Annotated in this window: 15 protein-coding genes and 1 other RNA gene; 10 read left to right on the top strand and 6 right to left on the bottom strand. The window is 60.7% G+C overall.

Going from position 1 to position 16,490, the window contains the following annotated elements:
* The first annotated feature begins 125 nt into the window (after positions 1 to 125).
* The 5 genes from glmS to ACIQ47_RS10750 all read left to right on the top strand — a co-directional run bounded on the left by glmS (position 126) and on the right by ACIQ47_RS10750 (position 5,491).
* Positions 126 to 1,988, top strand: a complete 1,863-nt coding sequence (gene glmS, locus ACIQ47_RS10770; protein ID WP_396438122.1) for a glutamine--fructose-6-phosphate transaminase (isomerizing) — start codon at positions 126 to 128, stop codon at positions 1,986 to 1,988.
* 8 nt (positions 1,989 to 1,996) lie between these two features.
* The gene (locus tag ACIQ47_RS10765; RefSeq protein ID WP_396438121.1) at positions 1,997 to 2,302 is read left to right on the top strand and encodes a hypothetical protein; all 306 of its coding nucleotides are present in this window, start codon (positions 1,997 to 1,999) and stop codon (positions 2,300 to 2,302) included.
* 242 nt (positions 2,303 to 2,544) lie between these two features.
* The gene (locus ACIQ47_RS10760; RefSeq protein ID WP_396438120.1) at positions 2,545 to 3,735 is read left to right on the top strand and encodes an ATP-binding protein; all 1,191 of its coding nucleotides are present in this window, start codon (positions 2,545 to 2,547) and stop codon (positions 3,733 to 3,735) included.
* Between the two features lie 171 nt (positions 3,736 to 3,906).
* On the top strand, positions 3,907 to 5,010 hold the full coding sequence (locus ACIQ47_RS10755) for a calcium/sodium antiporter (RefSeq protein ID WP_396438119.1): 1,104 nt from the start codon (positions 3,907 to 3,909) through the stop codon (positions 5,008 to 5,010).
* 16 nt (positions 5,011 to 5,026) lie between these two features.
* Positions 5,027 to 5,491 carry an SET domain-containing protein gene (locus ACIQ47_RS10750; protein ID WP_396438118.1) on the top strand — a complete coding sequence of 155 codons (465 nt, stop codon included), beginning with the start codon at positions 5,027 to 5,029 and terminating at the stop codon, positions 5,489 to 5,491.
* A 39-nt stretch (positions 5,492 to 5,530) separates the two neighbouring features.
* Here ACIQ47_RS10750 and ACIQ47_RS10745 read toward each other — a convergent pair whose 3' ends face one another.
* The 3 genes from ACIQ47_RS10745 to cysK are packed head-to-tail and all read right to left on the bottom strand — an operon-like array spanning position 5,531 to position 8,659.
* Positions 5,531 to 5,821, bottom strand: coding sequence for a VF530 family DNA-binding protein (locus ACIQ47_RS10745; protein WP_396438117.1), 291 nt, complete (start codon positions 5,819 to 5,821; stop codon positions 5,531 to 5,533).
* Between the two features lie 43 nt (positions 5,822 to 5,864).
* Positions 5,865 to 7,682: an NAD(P)/FAD-dependent oxidoreductase gene (locus ACIQ47_RS10740; protein ID WP_396438116.1), complete on the bottom strand. Its 1,818-nt coding sequence runs from the start codon at positions 7,680 to 7,682 to the stop codon at positions 5,865 to 5,867.
* Between the two features lie 59 nt (positions 7,683 to 7,741).
* Entirely contained in the window at positions 7,742 to 8,659 is a 918-nt protein-coding gene (cysK, locus tag ACIQ47_RS10735) for a cysteine synthase A (RefSeq protein WP_396438115.1), read from the bottom strand.
* 102 nt (positions 8,660 to 8,761) lie between these two features.
* Between cysK and rnpB the strand changes: the two genes are divergently transcribed.
* An RNA gene (gene rnpB, locus ACIQ47_RS10730) (RNase P RNA component class A) lies at positions 8,762 to 9,114 on the top strand.
* Between the two features lie 73 nt (positions 9,115 to 9,187).
* Here the strand turns inward: rnpB and ACIQ47_RS10725 are convergent.
* From ACIQ47_RS10725 to ACIQ47_RS10715, 3 genes are all read right to left on the bottom strand, one after another.
* The gene (locus ACIQ47_RS10725; protein ID WP_396438114.1) at positions 9,188 to 9,709 is read right to left on the bottom strand and encodes an Rrf2 family transcriptional regulator; all 522 of its coding nucleotides are present in this window, start codon (positions 9,707 to 9,709) and stop codon (positions 9,188 to 9,190) included.
* 183 nt (positions 9,710 to 9,892) lie between these two features.
* Complete coding sequence (locus ACIQ47_RS10720; protein ID WP_396438113.1) at positions 9,893 to 10,588, bottom strand: S4 domain-containing protein; 696 nt, start codon at positions 10,586 to 10,588, stop codon at positions 9,893 to 9,895.
* A 28-nt stretch (positions 10,589 to 10,616) separates the two neighbouring features.
* Positions 10,617 to 12,263 (bottom strand): MBL fold metallo-hydrolase, encoded by a 1,647-nt coding sequence (locus ACIQ47_RS10715; RefSeq protein WP_396438112.1) that lies wholly within the window; start codon positions 12,261 to 12,263, stop codon positions 10,617 to 10,619.
* A 50-nt stretch (positions 12,264 to 12,313) separates the two neighbouring features.
* Here ACIQ47_RS10715 and dapF point away from each other — a divergent pair, with 50 nt between their 5' ends.
* The 4 genes from dapF (at position 12,314) to ACIQ47_RS10695 (ending at position 16,114) form a co-directional block, all read left to right on the top strand.
* Positions 12,314 to 13,183, top strand: coding sequence for a diaminopimelate epimerase (dapF, locus tag ACIQ47_RS10710; protein ID WP_396438111.1), 870 nt, complete (start codon positions 12,314 to 12,316; stop codon positions 13,181 to 13,183).
* Positions 13,184 to 13,208: 25 nt separating this feature from the next.
* Positions 13,209 to 13,898, top strand: a complete 690-nt coding sequence (locus ACIQ47_RS10705) for a DUF484 family protein (RefSeq protein ID WP_396438110.1) — start codon at positions 13,209 to 13,211, stop codon at positions 13,896 to 13,898.
* Positions 13,899 to 13,916: 18 nt separating this feature from the next.
* Entirely contained in the window at positions 13,917 to 14,891 is a 975-nt protein-coding gene (locus tag ACIQ47_RS10700; protein ID WP_396438109.1) for a tyrosine recombinase XerC, read from the top strand.
* Between the two features lie 119 nt (positions 14,892 to 15,010).
* Entirely contained in the window at positions 15,011 to 16,114 is a 1,104-nt protein-coding gene (locus ACIQ47_RS10695; RefSeq protein WP_396438108.1) for a CobW family GTP-binding protein, read from the top strand.
* The last annotated feature ends 376 nt before the right edge of the window (positions 16,115 to 16,490 follow it).

The raw sequence follows: 16,490 nt of genomic DNA, 5'->3' as shown, positions 1-16,490 counted from the left end.
ATTGGAATTAAATTTCATATTTAAATTTTTGTGAAATAAATAATCTTTTTTTTATCAATATTGACGGGATATTTCTTGCTGGTTTCCATAACATCCCTCCATTCCCCTGATTTGGAGTTGGTCTTATGTGTGGCATCGTCGGCGCCGTTTCTTCCCGCAACATCGTTCCCATCCTCGTTCAAGGCCTGCAACGGCTCGAATACCGGGGCTATGACTCCTGCGGCGTGGCCGTGCACGCGGCCAGCCTGAGCGGCGGCACGGGTGGCTTGCAACGCGCCCGCAGCACATCTCGCGTGGCCGAGCTGATGGACCAGGTCACGGCCGACCACATCGAAGGCGGCACCGGCATCGCCCACACGCGTTGGGCCACACACGGCGCGCCTGCCGTGCACAACGCGCACCCGCACTTCAGCCACGGCACGGGCGCAGCCGACACCAAGCCAGGCAAAGTGGCGCTGGTGCACAACGGCATCATCGAAAACCACGAAGAGCTGCGCGCCGCCCTGCAAGCCAAGGGCTATGTCTTCAGCAGCCAGACCGATACCGAGGTCATCGCCCACCTGGTGGACAGCGTGTACGACGGCGACATTTTTGAAGCCGTCAAGACCGCCATATGCCAGCTGCACGGCGCTTACGCGATTGCCGTGTTCCACAAAGACGAGCCGCAGCGCGTGATCGTTGCGCGTGCGGGCTCGCCGCTGATTCTGGGTGTGGGCCAAGGTGAAACCTTTTTGGCCAGCGACGCTATGGCCTTGGCCGGCGTGACCGACCAGATCGTGTACCTGGAAGAGGGCGACGTGGTCGACATCCAGCTGGGCAAATACTGGGTGGTGGACCGCGAGCACAAGGCCGCAACCCGCGCTGTGAAAACCGTGCACGCGCACAGCGGCGCGGCCGAGCTGGGGCCGTATCGCCACTACATGCAAAAGGAAATCTTCGAGCAGCCCCGCGCCATTGCCGACACGCTGGAAGGCGTGGAGGGCATCACGCCCGAGCTGTTTGGTGACGGCGCCTATTCCACATTCAAGGCCATCGACAACGTGCTGATCCTGGCCTGCGGCACCAGCTACTACAGCGGCTGCGTGGCCAAGTACTGGATCGAAGCGATCGCCAAAGTGCCCTGCCAGGTCGAAATCGCCAGCGAATACCGCTATCGCGAATCGGTGCCCAACCCGAGCACACTGGTGGTGACCATCACCCAAAGTGGCGAGACCGCCGACACCCTGGCTGCGCTGCGCCATGCGCAAAGCTTGGGCATGACGCACACGCTCACCATTTGCAATGTGTCCACCAGCGCCATGGTGCGCGAATGCAAACACGCCTACGTGACCCGCGCAGGGGCTGAGATCGGCGTGGCCTCGACCAAGGCCTTCACCACCCAACTGGCCGGGCTGTTCTTGTTGACGCTGGCGCTGGCACAGACCAAAGGGCGCCTCAGCGACGAAGAAGAAGCCGCGCACATCAAAGCCATGCGCCACCTGCCCGCCGCGCTGCAAGCCGTGCTGGCGCTGGAGCCGCAAATCATCGCCTGGGCACAAGAATTCGCCAGCAAAGAAAACGCGCTGTTCCTCGGCCGTGGCACGCACTACCCCATCGCATTGGAAGGCGCGCTCAAGCTCAAAGAGATCACCTACATCCACGCCGAAGCTTATGCGGCGGGCGAACTCAAGCACGGCCCGCTGGCCCTGGTGACCAGCGCCATGCCGGTGGTCACGGTGGCCCCCAACGACCAGCTGCTGGAAAAGCTGAAAAGCAATATGCAAGAAGTGCGCGCCAGAGGCGGTGTGCTGTACGTGCTGGCCGATGGCGATACCAAGATCGAGAGCAGCGAAGGCGTGAACGTTATCCGCATGCCCGAGCACTATGGCGTGCTGTCACCCATCCTGCATGTGGTGCCGCTGCAGCTGCTCAGCTACCACACGGCGTGTGCACGGGGGACGGATGTGGATAAGCCGAGGAATTTGGCGAAAAGCGTGACCGTAGAGTAGTTCAGCCAGTGAGTAATTTTGACGATCTGGCACGAGTGGTCATGGTCGTCAAAGTGAAAAGTAAGGCGCTTTTCATAGGACCCTACTCAAACAGTCAGCAGCGGCTGTTTGACAGGGTCTTTTTGTTGCGTGAAAGAGAGCAACTGACTTTTGAAGCGATTGCCAAGCTGTTGACGAAGTCAGGCACACGTTCAGTCAATGGCTGCTTGTTGGGTGCTGAGCATGTGTTTTCCATCTACAAGAAAGGCAAAGCCAGGATGGAACGACTCACATTGAAGGTTGAGCCAATGTTGCTGGACATGTGGGTTGAATGATGATTAATGAGAGTTTTGGTTCTTCCAAAGGACATCTTTGGGCAGATTTTCTGCCTAGAACAAGCGTCCAGTGACGGGACGCTGAGCCAGCCCCGTTTACACAAAACTCTGTATACCCTCAGATGGAAAAAGTCCTCCCAAAGAATTCCCACGAACGGAACGATTCATTGACGGGAGGTGATTGACTTCAAGGCTTGAATCCCTTAAATTCATGTAAAAATTAACTTCAAGTTAAAATTTACATGATAAATATACAGCGCCAAGCCTTAAATGTCCTGCTCCAGCGGGCCACGCTTTACCCGGTGGTGACGGTGTTGGGGCCTCGTCAGTCGGGCAAAACCACCTTGTGCCGGATGGCTTTTCCAGACAAGCCCTATGTCAATCTGGAGCAACCCGATGTGCGGGAGTTCGCACAGCAGGACCCCAAGGCGTTTTTGGCTCAGTTTCCGGATGGTGCCGTGTTGGATGAAATCCAGAACGTACCGTCACTGTTGTCCTGGATTCAGGTGCTGACCGATGCCGATCCGCGCAAAGGGCGCTTTGTGTTGACGGGCAGCCACCAGTTGCAAGTGAGTGCGCAAGTTACGCAGTCACTGGCAGGGCGGACGGCTGTGTTGGAACTGCTGCCTTTGAGTTTGTCTGAATTGGCCGCTGCGGGCATGTTTGACCCCGAACGTGCAGATGTGAACAGGTGGATGCTGCACGGCGGTTATCCCCGCATCCATGCGCAAGACCTGCCACCCGAGGTGATGTTGTCTGATTACTTTGCCACCTATGTCGAGCGCGATGTTCGGCAACTCATCAACCTCAGGCATCTGCGCGAGTTTGGCCAATGTGTGCGGTTGCTGGCAGGGCGCACGGGGCAGTTGCTCAACCAGACCAGCTTGGGCAATGAGGTGGGCGTCAGCAGTAACACCATCACGCAATGGCTGAGTATTCTTGAAGCGTCTTTTCTGGTGTTCAGCCTGGCACCCTGGAGCGTCAACATTGGCAAGCGTCTGGTGAAGAGTCCCAAAATTTATTTTTACGATGTCGGACTGGCCTGCTGGCTGCTCGGCATCAAAACTGTGGATCAACTGCAGCACCATCCATTGCGCGGAGCCCTGTTTGAAAACCTGGTGGTGCTGGAGGTGCTCAAGTCCTTGCGCAATCAGGGTTTGCGCGATCCTTTGTATTTCTTTCGCGACAGCAATGGTTTGGAAATTGACCTCTTGCTGGACCATGCCGATGGTCTTCAGTTGGTGGAGATCAAGGCATCACAAACGGTGTCCGCACCCCTGTTTAAAAATCTGCGCACCGTGAGCACATTGCTGGGCGATCGTGTGAAAAGCCAGCATCTGATCTACGGTGGTGCTGAGCGACAAGATCGAACCGGTGTGCAGGTGCTGCCGTATGGGCAAGCCGGCAAGCTGGTCTTGGACCCTACCGCGTGAGCCACCAACAGCCAAGGCATCCACCTTGACCGCATGCCCGAATACTTCGGCTTGCGATCACACATTTTGAGTGGATAGAAATTTTGACCTCACGCCTTCCAACCATTAACCCGTGAGTGATGCCGAAGCTGGTTATGCTCACACCCTCATTTCTTTCTGGGTGCAGTCTCCATGATCCACTTGTTTTTGTTCATTGCCGGGCTGGTGTGCCTGGTGCTGGGGGCCAATTTGCTGGTGCGCGGCGCGAGCAAGCTGGCGCTGTCGTTTGGCATTTCGCCCTTGGTGGTGGGCTTGACCATTGTGGCTTTTGGCACCAGTGCGCCCGAGGTGGCGGTGTCGGTGGCTTCGGTGCTGGAGGGCAAGACCGACATGGCCATTGGCAATGTGGTGGGCAGCAACATTTTTAATGTGCTGTTCATCCTGGGGCTGAGCGCTTTGATCGTGCCTTTGGTGGTGCACCGCCAGCTGATCCGCCAGGAAGTGCCCATCATGTTTGGCGTGACATTGCTCATGGCCTTGATGGCGATGGATGGGCGGTTGCAGTTGTGGGAGTCTGTGGCTCTGGTGATTTTGCTGGTGGCTTACACCGGTTTTTTGGTGGTGCAGTCGCGCCGTGAAACCGCTGCAAACCAGGCCGCAGCCCAGGCTTCGGCCCAAGGCGTTGACGAGTTTGAGTCCGAGTTGCAGGCCTCGCCCGTGGGCGCATGGGATGCCAAACTGCCTGTGCAGTTGGCGCTGATCGCCGTGGGTTTGGCTTTGCTGGTGCTGGGCTCGGACTGGTTGGTGGGCGCGGCGGTGGTCTTTGCCAAAGCCTTGGGCGTGAGCGATGTGGTGATTGCGCTGACCATCGTGGCGGCGGGCACCTCCATGCCCGAGGTGGCCACTTCGATCGCAGCGGCGCTCAAGGGCGAGCGCGACATCGCGGTGGGCAATGTGGTGGGCAGCAACATCTTCAACATTTTGGGTTGTTTGGGCATCAGCGGCGTGGTGGCGGGCGGCGCAGGCCTGGTGGTGGCACCGTCTTTGTTGGCCTTTGATATTTGGGTCATGCTGGCTGTGGCGCTGGCTTGTTTGCCCATGTTCATCACCGGGGGCGAGATCGCCCGCTGGGAGGGGGGCGTCTTTGCTGGCTATTACGTGGCCTATGTGTCTTATTTGATTTTGGCGGCACAGCAGCACGATGCCTTGGGCGATTTCAGCAGCGTGATGCTGAGTTTTGTGGTGCCGCTGACGGTCATCACGCTGGTGGTGGCGGTGCTGCGAAGGCGTGCATGAGCGGGGATGAGCGGGCGTGAAGCTGCTTCTGGCCGCCTCTGCTGACAGCCCGATCCGGGTGGAGCGGTCCGGCGTTCATGGCTGGGGCGTGTTCGCCACGCGCCACCTGGCCGCAGGCGAGCGGCTCATCGAGTACGTGGGCGAGATCATCAGCATGACCGAGGCCATTGCCCGCCACCCGCACGATGCGGGCAACCCCGACCACACCTTTTATTTCCACCTGGACGATGTGCGTGTGATCGATGCGCTGCATGGCGGCAACGCTTCCAAGTGGATCAACCATTCATGCCGCCCCAATTGCGTACCCGACGAAGTGCGGGGCCGCATCTTCATCATGACGCGCAGGCCCGTGTTCAAGGGGGAGGAGCTGACGTTTGATTACGGATTGGAGAGTGACGAGCCCATGAGCGAGGCCTTGAAGGCCCGCTATGCCTGCCGATGTGGTGCCAAAAAATGCCGCGGCACGATGTTGGCAACCTGAGGGTTTGCGCGGGCCCATCCAAAGCCCTGGCGTGGCTTGTTAAAAACCTTGGCGCTTTTGATCGCGCAACATGAACAGGTACAAGCTCTCCACCTTCTCGCGCGCCCACGGGGTTTTGCGCAAGAACTTCAGGCTGGAGCCCACGCTGGGCTCGTGCGTGAAGCAGCGAACAGGGATGCGCTGGCCCAGATCGTCCCAGCCATAAAAGTCGGCCAGTTGGGTGACGATGGTTTCGAGCGTGAGGCCGTGCAACGGGTTGCGTGGCTGGGCTGCCCGCGCGCCAGGGGTGGGTTCGGGTGGCGTTGGCACGGGGATATGGTCGTCTTGCATGGCCTGATTGTCAGTGTAAAACCGGCATGTGAAATCGGCTTGTTCAGGTGGGGGCCATCAGTGCCCGCGCCAAAGACTCGGCCACCTTGATGCCATCCACCCCCGCCGACAAAATGCCACCCGCGTAACTGGCCCCTTCACCTGCCGGGTAGAGGCCTTGTGTGTTGGTGCTTTGGTGGTCTTCGCCACGCGGGATGCGCAGGGGCGATGAGGTGCGCGTCTCCACCCCGGTCATCACCGCATCGTGCATGTCGTAGCCTTTGATCTTGCGGCCAAACACCGGTAGGGCCTCGCGCATGGCGGCCACCGCGTAATCCGGTAACACATCAGCCAAGTCGACCAACTTGACACCCGGTTGGTAGGACGGCTGAACGCTGCCCCAAGTGCTGGACGGCCTCTGCGCCAAAAAGTCCCCCACCAGTTGGCCAGGGGCCTCGTAGTTGCTGCCGCCCACTTCAAAAGCACGCGTTTCCAGTTGGCGTTGCAGCACGATGCCCGCCAGCGGGTGAGTTGCAGGGGGCTGTTGTGTGGCGAGTTGCTGGGCCTCATGTGCCAGTTGTGCGCCGTATTCGTCGCCGAACGCGGCTTGCCATGCGGCGGTGTCCAGCGGGTAGTCGGGTGGGTCAATGGCCACCACCATGCCGGCGTTGGCATTGCGCTCGTTGCGCGAGTACTGGCTCATGCCGTTGGTGACCACGCGACCCGGCTCGCTGGTGGCGGCCACCACGGTGCCGCCGGGGCACATGCAAAAGCTGTAGACGGCGCGGCCGTTTTGCGCGTGGTGCACCAATTTGTAGTCGGCAGCGCCCAGCAAAGGGTGGCCCGCGTGGCGGCCCCAGCGGGCTTGGTCGATCACGCTTTGGGGGTGCTCGATGCGCACGCCAATCGAAAACGCCTTGGCCTGCATGGCCACGCCGCGGCGGTGCAGCATGACAAAGGTGTCGCGCGCGCTGTGGCCCAGAGCCATGACGGCGTGGTGCGTGAGCAAGGTGTGGTGTTCGCCCGTGCGCAGGTCTAGCACCTGCACGCCGGTGAGTTGTTGGCCATCTGCGGTGGGCGCGAGCAGCACATCGCTCACCCGTTGCTCAAATCGGATCTCGCCACCCAAAGCGATGATGTGTTCGCGGATGCGCTCAACCACCTTGACCAGTTTGAAGGTGCCGATGTGCGGGTGTGCGGCATACAAAATGTCGGCCGGCGCGCCTGCTTTCACGAACTCGTCCATGACCTTGCGGCCCAGGTGGCGCGGGTCTTTGATCTGGCTGTAAAGCTTGCCATCGCTGAACGTGCCCGCACCGCCTTCGCCAAATTGCACATTGCTTTCGGGGTTGAGCACTTGCTTGCGCCACAAGCCCCAAGTGTCTTTGGTGCGTTCACGGACCGGTTTGCCACGTTCGAGCACGATGGGTTTGAAGCCCATTTGCGCGAGAGCGAGCGCCGCAAACATGCCGCAGGGCCCAAAGCCCACCACCACAGGGCGTTGGCCATCTTGCTCGCCAAAATCGGCTGGCGCTTGGCAGGGTGCGTGCCACGCCATGTCGGGCGTGGCTTGGATGTGGGGGTGGCTGGCGAACTGCTGCAGCAAGTGGGGTTGGGCCTGCGCATGGCGCAGGGCCAGGTCTACGATGTACACCGCCAGCAGGTCGGCCTTGCGGGCATCAAAGCTGCGCTTGAACACCTGCAGCGTGGCGATGTCGGTGGCGCTGATGCCCAAGGCCTGGGCCGCCAGTTGGCGCAGGGCACCGACGGGGTGCGGCGTGGGCAGGCGGTCTTCATCGGTCTCGGAAGCTGCATCGGCCGCGCGACGCACCTCAACCGGCAGGGCCGAAAGGGGGAGTTTGAGTTCGGAAATTCGGATCATGGACACCTCTGTGGCTTGTGGTTATCAAGCAAGAAGCGCTGATTATCGCCGTGCGAAGGTCAATTGGGCAGGAACCCCTCGACCGACAAATAACGCTCGCCCGTGTCGTAGTTGAAACCCAGCACCGTGGCCCCCGCAGGCAACTCGGCCAATTTTTGGGCGATGGCCGCCAGGGTTGCTCCGGAGGAAATGCCGACCAGCATGCCTTCTTCACGCGCCGAACGGCGGGCGTATTCGCGAGCGGCTTCGGCGTCAACCTGGATCACGCCGTCAAGCAAAGTGGTGTCCAAATTCTTGGGGATAAAGCCTGCGCCAATGCCCTGGATCGGGTGGGGGGCTGGCGCGCCACCCGAGATCACGGGCGAGGCGGCAGGCTCCACTGCAAACACCTTGAGATTCGGAAACTTGGCCTTGAGCACGCGGGCCGCGCCGGTCAGGTGGCCGCCTGTGCCCACGCCGGTGATGAGGGCATCAATGCCCTCTGGAAAGTCGGCCAGAATTTCTTGCGCCGTGGTGCGCACATGCACGTCGATGTTGGCGGGGTTTTCAAACTGCTGGGGCATCCAAGCGCCGGGTGTGCTGGCCACCAGTTCTTCGGCACGGGCGATCGCGCCCTTCATGCCTTTTTCGCGGGGTGTCAGGTCGAAGCTCGCGCCATAGGCCAGCATCAGGCGGCGGCGCTCGATGCTCATGCTGTCGGGCATGACCAGCACCAACTTGTAGCCTTTGACTGCGGCCACCATGGCCAGGCCAATGCCGGTGTTGCCCGAGGTGGGCTCGACGATGGTGCCGCCTTCTTGCAGAGCGCCGGATTTTTCGGCGTTGTTGACCATGGCCAGCGCGATGCGGTCTTTGATCGAGCCGCCCGGGTTGCTGCGCTCGGACTTGATCCACACGTTGGCATTTGCACCAAACAGGCGTTGGATGCGCACATGCGGCGTGTTGCCGATGGTGTCGAGGATGGTGTGGGCTTTCATGGCGTGTCTCCGGTGCGAAAAAGCGTTACAAAAAATCATTGTGCGTGAAAACGCAGACCTCTTGCGCTATCAGCTCACGCCCGCAAGCGATAATCAAGCTGTGAAGCACGCCAGACCGTCGCTGGTGCAATTTCCGAAAGGAAGCACTGGAGGAACGTCCGGACTGCACAGGACAGCGTAGGAGGTAATACCTCTCCACCGTGAGGTGAGGATCAGAGCAACAGAGACGAGCCGATTGAGTTCGGGTGAAACGGGCAATCTCTACGCGCAGCAATACCAAGTAGGCCTTCCTGAAGGTGTGCGGTTCGCCGCATGCCTTCTCCCTGTGGTTCCGCGGGGTGAGTTGGCGGGTAGGTAGCACCGAGCCGGGTGGGCGACCCCTGGCCCAGAGTAATGGCGGTCACGCAGCGGGTAACCGCTGTGCACAGAATCCGGCTTATCGGCGGGCTTCACACTTTTTCAGACCACAAAAAACCCGCCGAAGCGGGTTTTTTGCTTTCGCTGCAGCGCATGAGCCGCGCGATGTGTTTACCCGCGCGAAGGCATCAAGCTGGCGCCCAGCGCAAACACCGAGTTGGGTGCAGTGATCTTCAACGAACTTTTGGGCTTGGCAAACACGCCGCGCTTGACAGTTGGGGCGGGCGCAGGCTCGACGGTCACGCCCTTGGTGCGCTGCTCGGCCACCAATTGACGCAGGCTGATGGACTGCAAGTGGGTCAGCATTTTTTCGTTCAGGCTGGCCCACAGCTCGCTGTTCATCCAGCCACCTTCGGCAGCGGCCTCTTCTTCGGTGGGGGCGTCGACCGCGCCCACGATATCGGCCATGGTGATTTTTTCAGCATTGCGCGACAACGAATAACCACCGCCTGGGCCGCGTGTGCTCTCGACCAAGCCATGCTGGCGCAGTTTGCTGAACAGTTGCTCCAGGTAGGACAAAGAAATCTGGTGGCGCGTGCTGATGGCAGCCAGCGAAACGGGTCCACGGTCTTCGCGCAACGCCACATCGATCATGGCGGTGACTGCAAATCGGCTTTTAGTGCTCAAACGCATGGTGGGCTCCTTTCTGCGTGTTGGTGGCCTGCCTATGCGGGCCATCCTTTGGAGTCAAGACTGCATTGTGCGCAGGTTTGACCTGATTGTCATTTTCTCAGACTGAGTTTCTAATTGGAGATAAACCGGGATTATTCAAGGGTAAATCCAGCTTTTTTAGCTTTTTTTCAAATTAAAAACAGATTAAAAGCGCTCATGGCTTTGCAGTTGCCGCCATTGCCCGAGCTCCAAGGGGGCCAAGCTCATGCTGCCCACGCGCTGGCGACGCAGGTCTTGCAAGGGGCATTGTTCGTCCAGCCAGCGGCCCAGTTCCAGCCCGTCGATGTCCTTGCCAGCGATGCGCAGCACCGTCAGGGTGTCGGTTTGGCGGTTGATGCTGGTGCGGATGCCGGGGCCGTTCAAGGCCTTGATGGTGCCCTCTGGCACTTCGCCACCCACGGTGGCCATCCATTCTTGCTCCATCGGGCTGCGGCGGTCTTCCAGGTGGCGCAGCACGGCGATGTCGTCTGAAAAAATGCACAAACCGCTGGCGGGTTTGGCCAGCGGCAAGGGCATTTGCATTTTGGCCAAGCGTTCGGGCCCCCAAAGACCCGGCTGGGCGGCTTTGAGGCCCACGGTGTCTTGCAGCCAGGCCAAGTTGGCCACGCGGTGGGCGGGCTTGAACAGCGCCAAGGTCATGGGGGCGAGGGCGGCCATGGAGACCAAACGGTTGACCTGAACGGCTTGTTCAGGCCGCACACGCCGGGCTGGGTCGGTCACCACTTTGCCGGCGACTTGCACGCCGCCAGCCACGATCAGGGCTTCGGCTTCGCGGCGCGAGCAGTGTTGCTCGGCGGCCACGCGTTTGGCCAGGCGTATGCCTTCTTCAGAGGAAATCATCCATGCTTTCAAAAATGCTTAAGGCGAATCAAGACAGGGTTTGTTCGCGGATGTGGTCCACATGCGCTTGCAGTGAGCGTGCGGCCACTGGCCACAGGCGGGGCGGCACATCGTCGTAGGCTTTTTCTACCCATTCCTGCAGGCTGCCTTGGGGCAGGGCCTGCATGGCGGCAGCAATCTTGGCCTCGCGCTTGAGGCGGTGCGCCTTCAGGTGGGTGATGGCCTGGTGGGCAAAGCCCAGCACATGGCCGTGCGCAGGCAAGATGAATTCGATGCCTCCGGTAACGCACGCCGCAGCCAACTTGTCCAGCGAGTGCAAATAATCGCCCATGTGGCCGTCGGGCGGGTCGATCACGGTGGTGCTGCCGTTGAGCACATGGTCACCCGAAAACAGCAGACCGTCTTCTTCCAGCACCAGGCACAGATGGTTGGCCGCATGGCCCGGGGTGTGCACCACATGCAGGGTGTGGGTGATCTCGCCATCCACACCCAGGCCTTGCAGCACCAGTTTTTCGCCATCGGTCAGCTCTCGATCCGGCGTGAAGCGGCTGTTGGCACGGGATGTGGGGCGTGAAGACAGGCCCAGGATGGGGGGCTTGTTCGTGCACAGTGCCTGCAGCGGCGCAGCGCCTGGCGAATGGTCCGGGTGAGAGTGGGTGCACACAATGGCCTTGATTTGTCCACCTGCCGCACGCCACATCCGTTGCAGATGGTCGATGTCCGCCGGGCCGGGGTCGATGGCGATGTAGCCGGTGTTCGGGTCGCCCACCAAGTAGCTGTTGGTGCCAGGGCCGGTCATCACGCCCGGGTTGGGGGCGGTCAGGCGCTGCACGTTCTTGAGCAGGGGCACAGGCTGGTCGGTCTGCCAGTCCAGGTGGTGGTGGATTTGCCCGTCGGGCGTGACCAGGGCCAGCTCGCCAAACGGGGCTTCGTGCTCCATGAAGCGCGCTTCGTTGCCCGCCAGCCAGCCCGCGCGGGGGCAGCTGGTCCACAGCGGTTCGTCGTTGACGCCGCAGGCTTGTAACACCGCTTCCACGCTGGCAAAGTCTTTCAGGCGCTGCAGCGTGCGGATGGTCGGGTAGACCATGAAAAAATCACCCGTTTCGTGGCGGTTCAGCGCTTCTTGTGGGTTCACCCAGACGGGCTCAAACTGCTCGGATTCGTCGGCCACCGGGGTCTGGCCTTCGGGCATGCGGGCCACCAAAAAGGGCACGTCAAAGCGCCGTGGCAGGTCGCGGTCGGTGATCCAGTGGGCCAGCACGAACACCTGGTCGGCGGCCAGCGTCAGGCCTCGGGCCTGGCATTGGGTGGCAAAAGAGGCTTTTCGGTCGATCTGGGCAATGTCAGCGTTGTCAGCCCAGCGGCCATCGGCATGGCGGGCGAACAAGATGCCCAGTTCTTCAAAGCTCTCGCGGATGGCGGCAATGGCTTGCGTCAGGTGCAAGTCGCTTTGTTTGGGGCGACGCTGCGCCATGCCGTGGGCCTGGGCGTCGGCGGCGTCAATGCCTCCGCCGGGGAACACGTAGGCGCCGGGCGCAAAACTGGCTGTCATCGAGCGGCGGGTCATCAGCACCTCGATGCCTTGGGGGCCGTCGCGCATGAGCAGCACGGTGGCTGCGGGGCGCAGGGGGGCGGGGTCGCGTTGGGGGTACAAGAGTTGGGATGTGCGTGCCATGCCCCATTATCAGGCGGCTTGAGTTTCATCCAAGGGCGATAATCCCGCCCATGCACATTCGCTTTACCAAGATGCAAGGCGCGGGCAACGATTTTGTCGTGCTCGACGAGACGCGTGGCCGACTGGGCCTGAACGCGGACCAGTACCGTTTTTTGGCCGACCGCCACTTTGGCGTGGGAGCCGATCAGATCCTCAGCGTGCGACCCTCTCCCGCACCCGGGCTGGACTTTGAATATGTGATCCACAACGCCGACGGCGGCGAGGTGGAGCACTGCGGTAACGGGGCTCGCTGCTTTGTGCGCTATGTGCGCGACAAGGGCCTGACCGACAAAACCACTGTTCGTGTGAAGGTGCAGCAAGGCGAGATTGAGCTCACCATGAACCCCGATGGCCGTGTGACGGTGAACATGGGCGCGCCCGTCTTTGATTGGGAGCGTGTGCCTTTCGTTCCCGTGGGCCTCATCAGCGACCAGGTCAACGGCTGGCCGGTGTTTGACTTGGCGCTGGGCGATCTGGGCATTGCCCGCGTGGGCGTGGTGTCGATGGGCAACCCGCACGCGGTGCAGCGCGTGAACGATGTGGCTACTTTTGCGGTCCTGGCCCAAGGCCCACGGATTGAAAACCACCCGGCTTTTCCAAAACGTGTGAATGCAGGTTTCATGCAAATCGTCTCGCGCAACCAGATCATGCTGCGCGTGTTCGAGCGTGGTGCAGGTGAAACCCTCGCTTGCGGTACGGGTGCATGTGCAGCCGTGGTGGTGGGCATTCGCCAAGGCTGGCTGGATCCCCGTGTGGATGTTCAAACCCACGGCGGTACGCTCACCATCGAGTGGGCAGGGCGGGCCGACAGTCCCGTGCTGATGACCGGTCCCGCCACTTCTGTTTTTGAGGGCAGCATCGACGTGCCTGACTCACTTTGATCCTTTGAATTTTTGGAGTTTCCCCATGACGACGCCTGAACCCATGAGCCCGATCACCGAAGACGACATCGCGGACTATCTGGTGAACACGCCGGATTTTTTCGAGCGCCATGCCTCGCTTTTGGCCACCGTGCAACTCACCCACCCGCAAAGCCACCGCACCGTGGGCTTGCAGGAGCGCCAAGCCCAAATGCTGCGCGACAAAATCAAGGGCCTGGAGCACCGCATCATGGACATGATGCGGCACGGCAACGAAAACATGGTGCTGACCGACAAACTGCACCGTTGGTCGTGCGAATTGCTTGTCACGCCCCACGACCAATTGGCCGATTCGGCGGTGGACAACATCCGCGATCTGTTCCAGGTGCCTCAGGTCGCTTTGCGTTTGTGGTCGCTGCAGGACGCGCACGCCCAAGCGGCTTATGCGCAGGGTGTGACCGAAGCGCTGCAGGTGTTGGCCACTTCACTGGACACGCCTTACGTTGGGCCGAACTCGGGCTACGAAGCGGTGCAGTGGTTGGACGAACCCACGCAGGCGGCTTCTTTGGCGCTGCTTGCTTTGCGAGCGGCACCGGGGCAACCCGCTTTTGGCCTGTTGGTGCTGGCCTCACCTGATGCCCAGCGCTTTAACAGCCAGATGGGCACCGATTTGCTGGAACGCCTGGCCGAGCTGGCGGGTGCAGCTTTGTCGGTTTTGCAAAAGCCGCAGGCTTGAATGGTGTCGGATGCGGCCATGACGGACGCGGCGACCACCGACCCGCTGGTGAGTCGCTATTTGGATCATGTGCGCTTTGAAAAGCGCCTGGCCGAGCGCACCTGCACCCTGTACCAACTGGATTTGATACGCCTGGCCGAGATGGCGGCGGCATCCCAAGTGCCATTGCTTCAGGTGCAAACCGGCCACATACGCCGTTGGGTGGCCCAAATGCACAGCGCCGGGCGCAGCGGGCGCGGCATTGCACTCATCTTGTCAGGTTGGCGCGGTTTCTACACCTGGCTGGGGCGCGAGGGCCTGATCCCGCACAACCCGGTGGCCGATGTGCGGGCCCCGCGTGTGGCCAAGCCCCTGCCCAAGGCGCTGGGTGTGGACGAAGCGGTCCAGCTGGCCGAGCATGAAGAGGACAACGACGACCCCTGGCTGGAAGCCCGTGACGCCGCCATGGTCGAGCTGCTGTACGGCTGCGGCCTGCGCATTGCCGAGCTGACCGGGCTGGACGTGGTGGCCAGCGCCGAGGCGGCGCGTGCCGGGCGCGGCTGGATCGATTTAGCCAACGCTGAGGTGCAGGTGCAAGGCAAAGGCAGCAAGCGCCGCACGGTACCTTTGGGCCGATCGGCCATCGAGGCGCTGACGCACTGGCTGGCCTTGCGCCCGCAATTGACGGGCATGCTGACGCAGCCCGCCAAAGGCGCATCTCCTTTGGCGCTGGCGCTGTTTCCCGGACGCCACGGCACGCGCCTGACCCCCCGCGGTGTGGCGCAGCGCCTCAAGCGCCGCAGCCTGCTGGCGGGCTTGGCCACCCCGGTGCACCCGCACATGCTGCGCCACTCCTTTGCCAGCCATGTGCTCCAATCGAGTGGCGATCTGCGGGCGGTTCAAGAGCTGCTGGGCCACGCCAACATCAGCACCACCCAGGTCTACACGCGGCTGGATTTTCAGCACCTGGCCAAAACCTACGACGCGGCCCATCCCCGTGCCAAGCGCAAATGAACCCGGTGGCCCGCGCTGCACACGTGCCGTGAGGCCATGACCGCCGCGCACGCTTGGCGCTTGAATTCGTCGCTACACTCCCCAACTCTTACTTTTTTGACCTGCATCGGAACCGCGCCATGTCCTTGATTCCCACCACCATCCTGACCGGCTTTTTGGGTTCGGGCAAAACCACACTGCTCAAACGCGTGCTGACCGAGGCCCACGGCCAAAAGATTGCCGTGATCGAGAACGAGTTTGGTGAGGAAAACATCGACAGCGACATCCTGGTCTCGGACACCAACGAGCAGATCATCCAGATGAGCAATGGCTGCATCTGCTGCACCATCCGCGAAGACCTGCGCGTGACCTTGCAGCTGTTGGCCGCCAAGCGCCGCAAGGGTTTGCTGGACTTTGACCGCATCGTGATCGAGACCACGGGCCTGGCCGACCCCGGCCCGGTGGCGCAGACTTTTTTCATGGACGACGAGATCGCCGAGACTTATTTGCTGGACTCCATCCTGACCCTCGTGGACGCCAAGCACGCTGCCCAGCAATTGAACGACCGCCAGGAAGCCCGTCGCCAGGTCGGCTTTGCCGATCAGATCTTCATCAGCAAGGCCGATCTGGTTTCGCCGCAAGAGCTCGACGCCTTGCAGCACCGCCTGAAACACATGAACCCGCGTGCCCCACAAAAAGTGGTGCATTTCGGCGAGGTTGCGCTGTCCGAGGTGTTCGACCTCAAGGGCTTTAACCTGAACGCCAAGCTCGATATCGACCCGGATTTCCTCAAAGAGGATGACCATGACCATGTGCACGGGGAGGATTGCGACCACCCGTCACACCAGCATGAGCATGCCCATGACCACGTACATGGCGAGCATTGCGACCACCCTTCGCACCAGCACCACGCGGCCCACGGACAGGGGCACCACCATCACCACGATGACGATGTGAAGAGCTTCGTTTTCCGTTCTGACAGAGCCTTTGATCCGGCCAAATTGGAGGATTTCCTGGGGGCCATTGTCAACATTTACGGCCCACGCATGTTGCGCTACAAAGGTGTGTTGAACATGCGTGGCACCGAGCGCAAAGTGATTTTTCAGGGCGTGCACCAGCTCATGGGCAGCGATTTGGGACCGATGTGGGCCGATGGCGAAGCCAAAATGAGCAAAATGGTGTTCATCGGCATCGATTTGCCTAAGGACATCTTGTTGCAAGGACTGGAGCAATGTTTGGTCTGACAGGGCTCGCCTTGGAGGGGTAGCTTGCCCTGCTTTTGTGGCGATCAGGTCATTAATCCGCACCATTACAAATTCTGACGCATCTAGTCGCTACAATCGCGCGCCGATGGCAACGCCTTTTGGCGAAGCTGGTGAACCCCAAAAGGTCTATAAATAGGGTTTGTAAAGCACATGAACAGGTTTCCGGTCGGCTGCGCAGGGACAGTCGGTCAGAACTCTGCCTTTTGACACGGCCAGGAGACAAGACGTGAAGACCTCGAAAAAAGCAAAGCCCCTTGGTAAATCCGCCGTGGCCAAAAAAGCCGCTGCCCCATTAGCCAAGGCCAAAGTATTGATGGTCAAAGCAGCAGTTAAAACAGCTGCAAAGGCCAAGACA

It is taken from the genome of Limnohabitans sp. (assembly GCF_044373035.1).
Taxonomy (GTDB): domain Bacteria; phylum Pseudomonadota; class Gammaproteobacteria; order Burkholderiales; family Burkholderiaceae_C; genus Limnohabitans_A.
Note: the sequence above shows the minus strand (reverse complement) of the source record. Positions and strands in the feature narration are given on the sequence as shown.

Coding starts and splice junctions, on each gene's coding strand:
- glmS (WP_396438122.1), top strand. CDS start 126: ATGTGTGGCATCGTCGGCGCCGTTTCTTCCCGCAACATCGTTCCCATC.
- ACIQ47_RS10760 (WP_396438120.1), top strand. CDS start 2,545: ATGATAAATATACAGCGCCAAGCCTTAAATGTCCTGCTCCAGCGGGCC.
- ACIQ47_RS10755 (WP_396438119.1), top strand. CDS start 3,907: ATGATCCACTTGTTTTTGTTCATTGCCGGGCTGGTGTGCCTGGTGCTG.
- ACIQ47_RS10745 (WP_396438117.1), bottom strand. CDS start 5,821: ATGCAAGACGACCATATCCCCGTGCCAACGCCACCCGAACCCACCCCT.
- ACIQ47_RS10740 (WP_396438116.1), bottom strand. CDS start 7,682: ATGATCCGAATTTCCGAACTCAAACTCCCCCTTTCGGCCCTGCCGGTT.
- cysK (WP_396438115.1), bottom strand. CDS start 8,659: ATGAAAGCCCACACCATCCTCGACACCATCGGCAACACGCCGCATGTG.
- ACIQ47_RS10725 (WP_396438114.1), bottom strand. CDS start 9,709: ATGCGTTTGAGCACTAAAAGCCGATTTGCAGTCACCGCCATGATCGAT.
- ACIQ47_RS10720 (WP_396438113.1), bottom strand. CDS start 10,588: ATGATTTCCTCTGAAGAAGGCATACGCCTGGCCAAACGCGTGGCCGCC.
- ACIQ47_RS10715 (WP_396438112.1), bottom strand. CDS start 12,263: ATGGCACGCACATCCCAACTCTTGTACCCCCAACGCGACCCCGCCCCC.
- dapF (WP_396438111.1), top strand. CDS start 12,314: ATGCACATTCGCTTTACCAAGATGCAAGGCGCGGGCAACGATTTTGTC.
- ACIQ47_RS10705 (WP_396438110.1), top strand. CDS start 13,209: ATGACGACGCCTGAACCCATGAGCCCGATCACCGAAGACGACATCGCG.
- ACIQ47_RS10700 (WP_396438109.1), top strand. CDS start 13,917: ATGACGGACGCGGCGACCACCGACCCGCTGGTGAGTCGCTATTTGGAT.
- ACIQ47_RS10695 (WP_396438108.1), top strand. CDS start 15,011: ATGTCCTTGATTCCCACCACCATCCTGACCGGCTTTTTGGGTTCGGGC.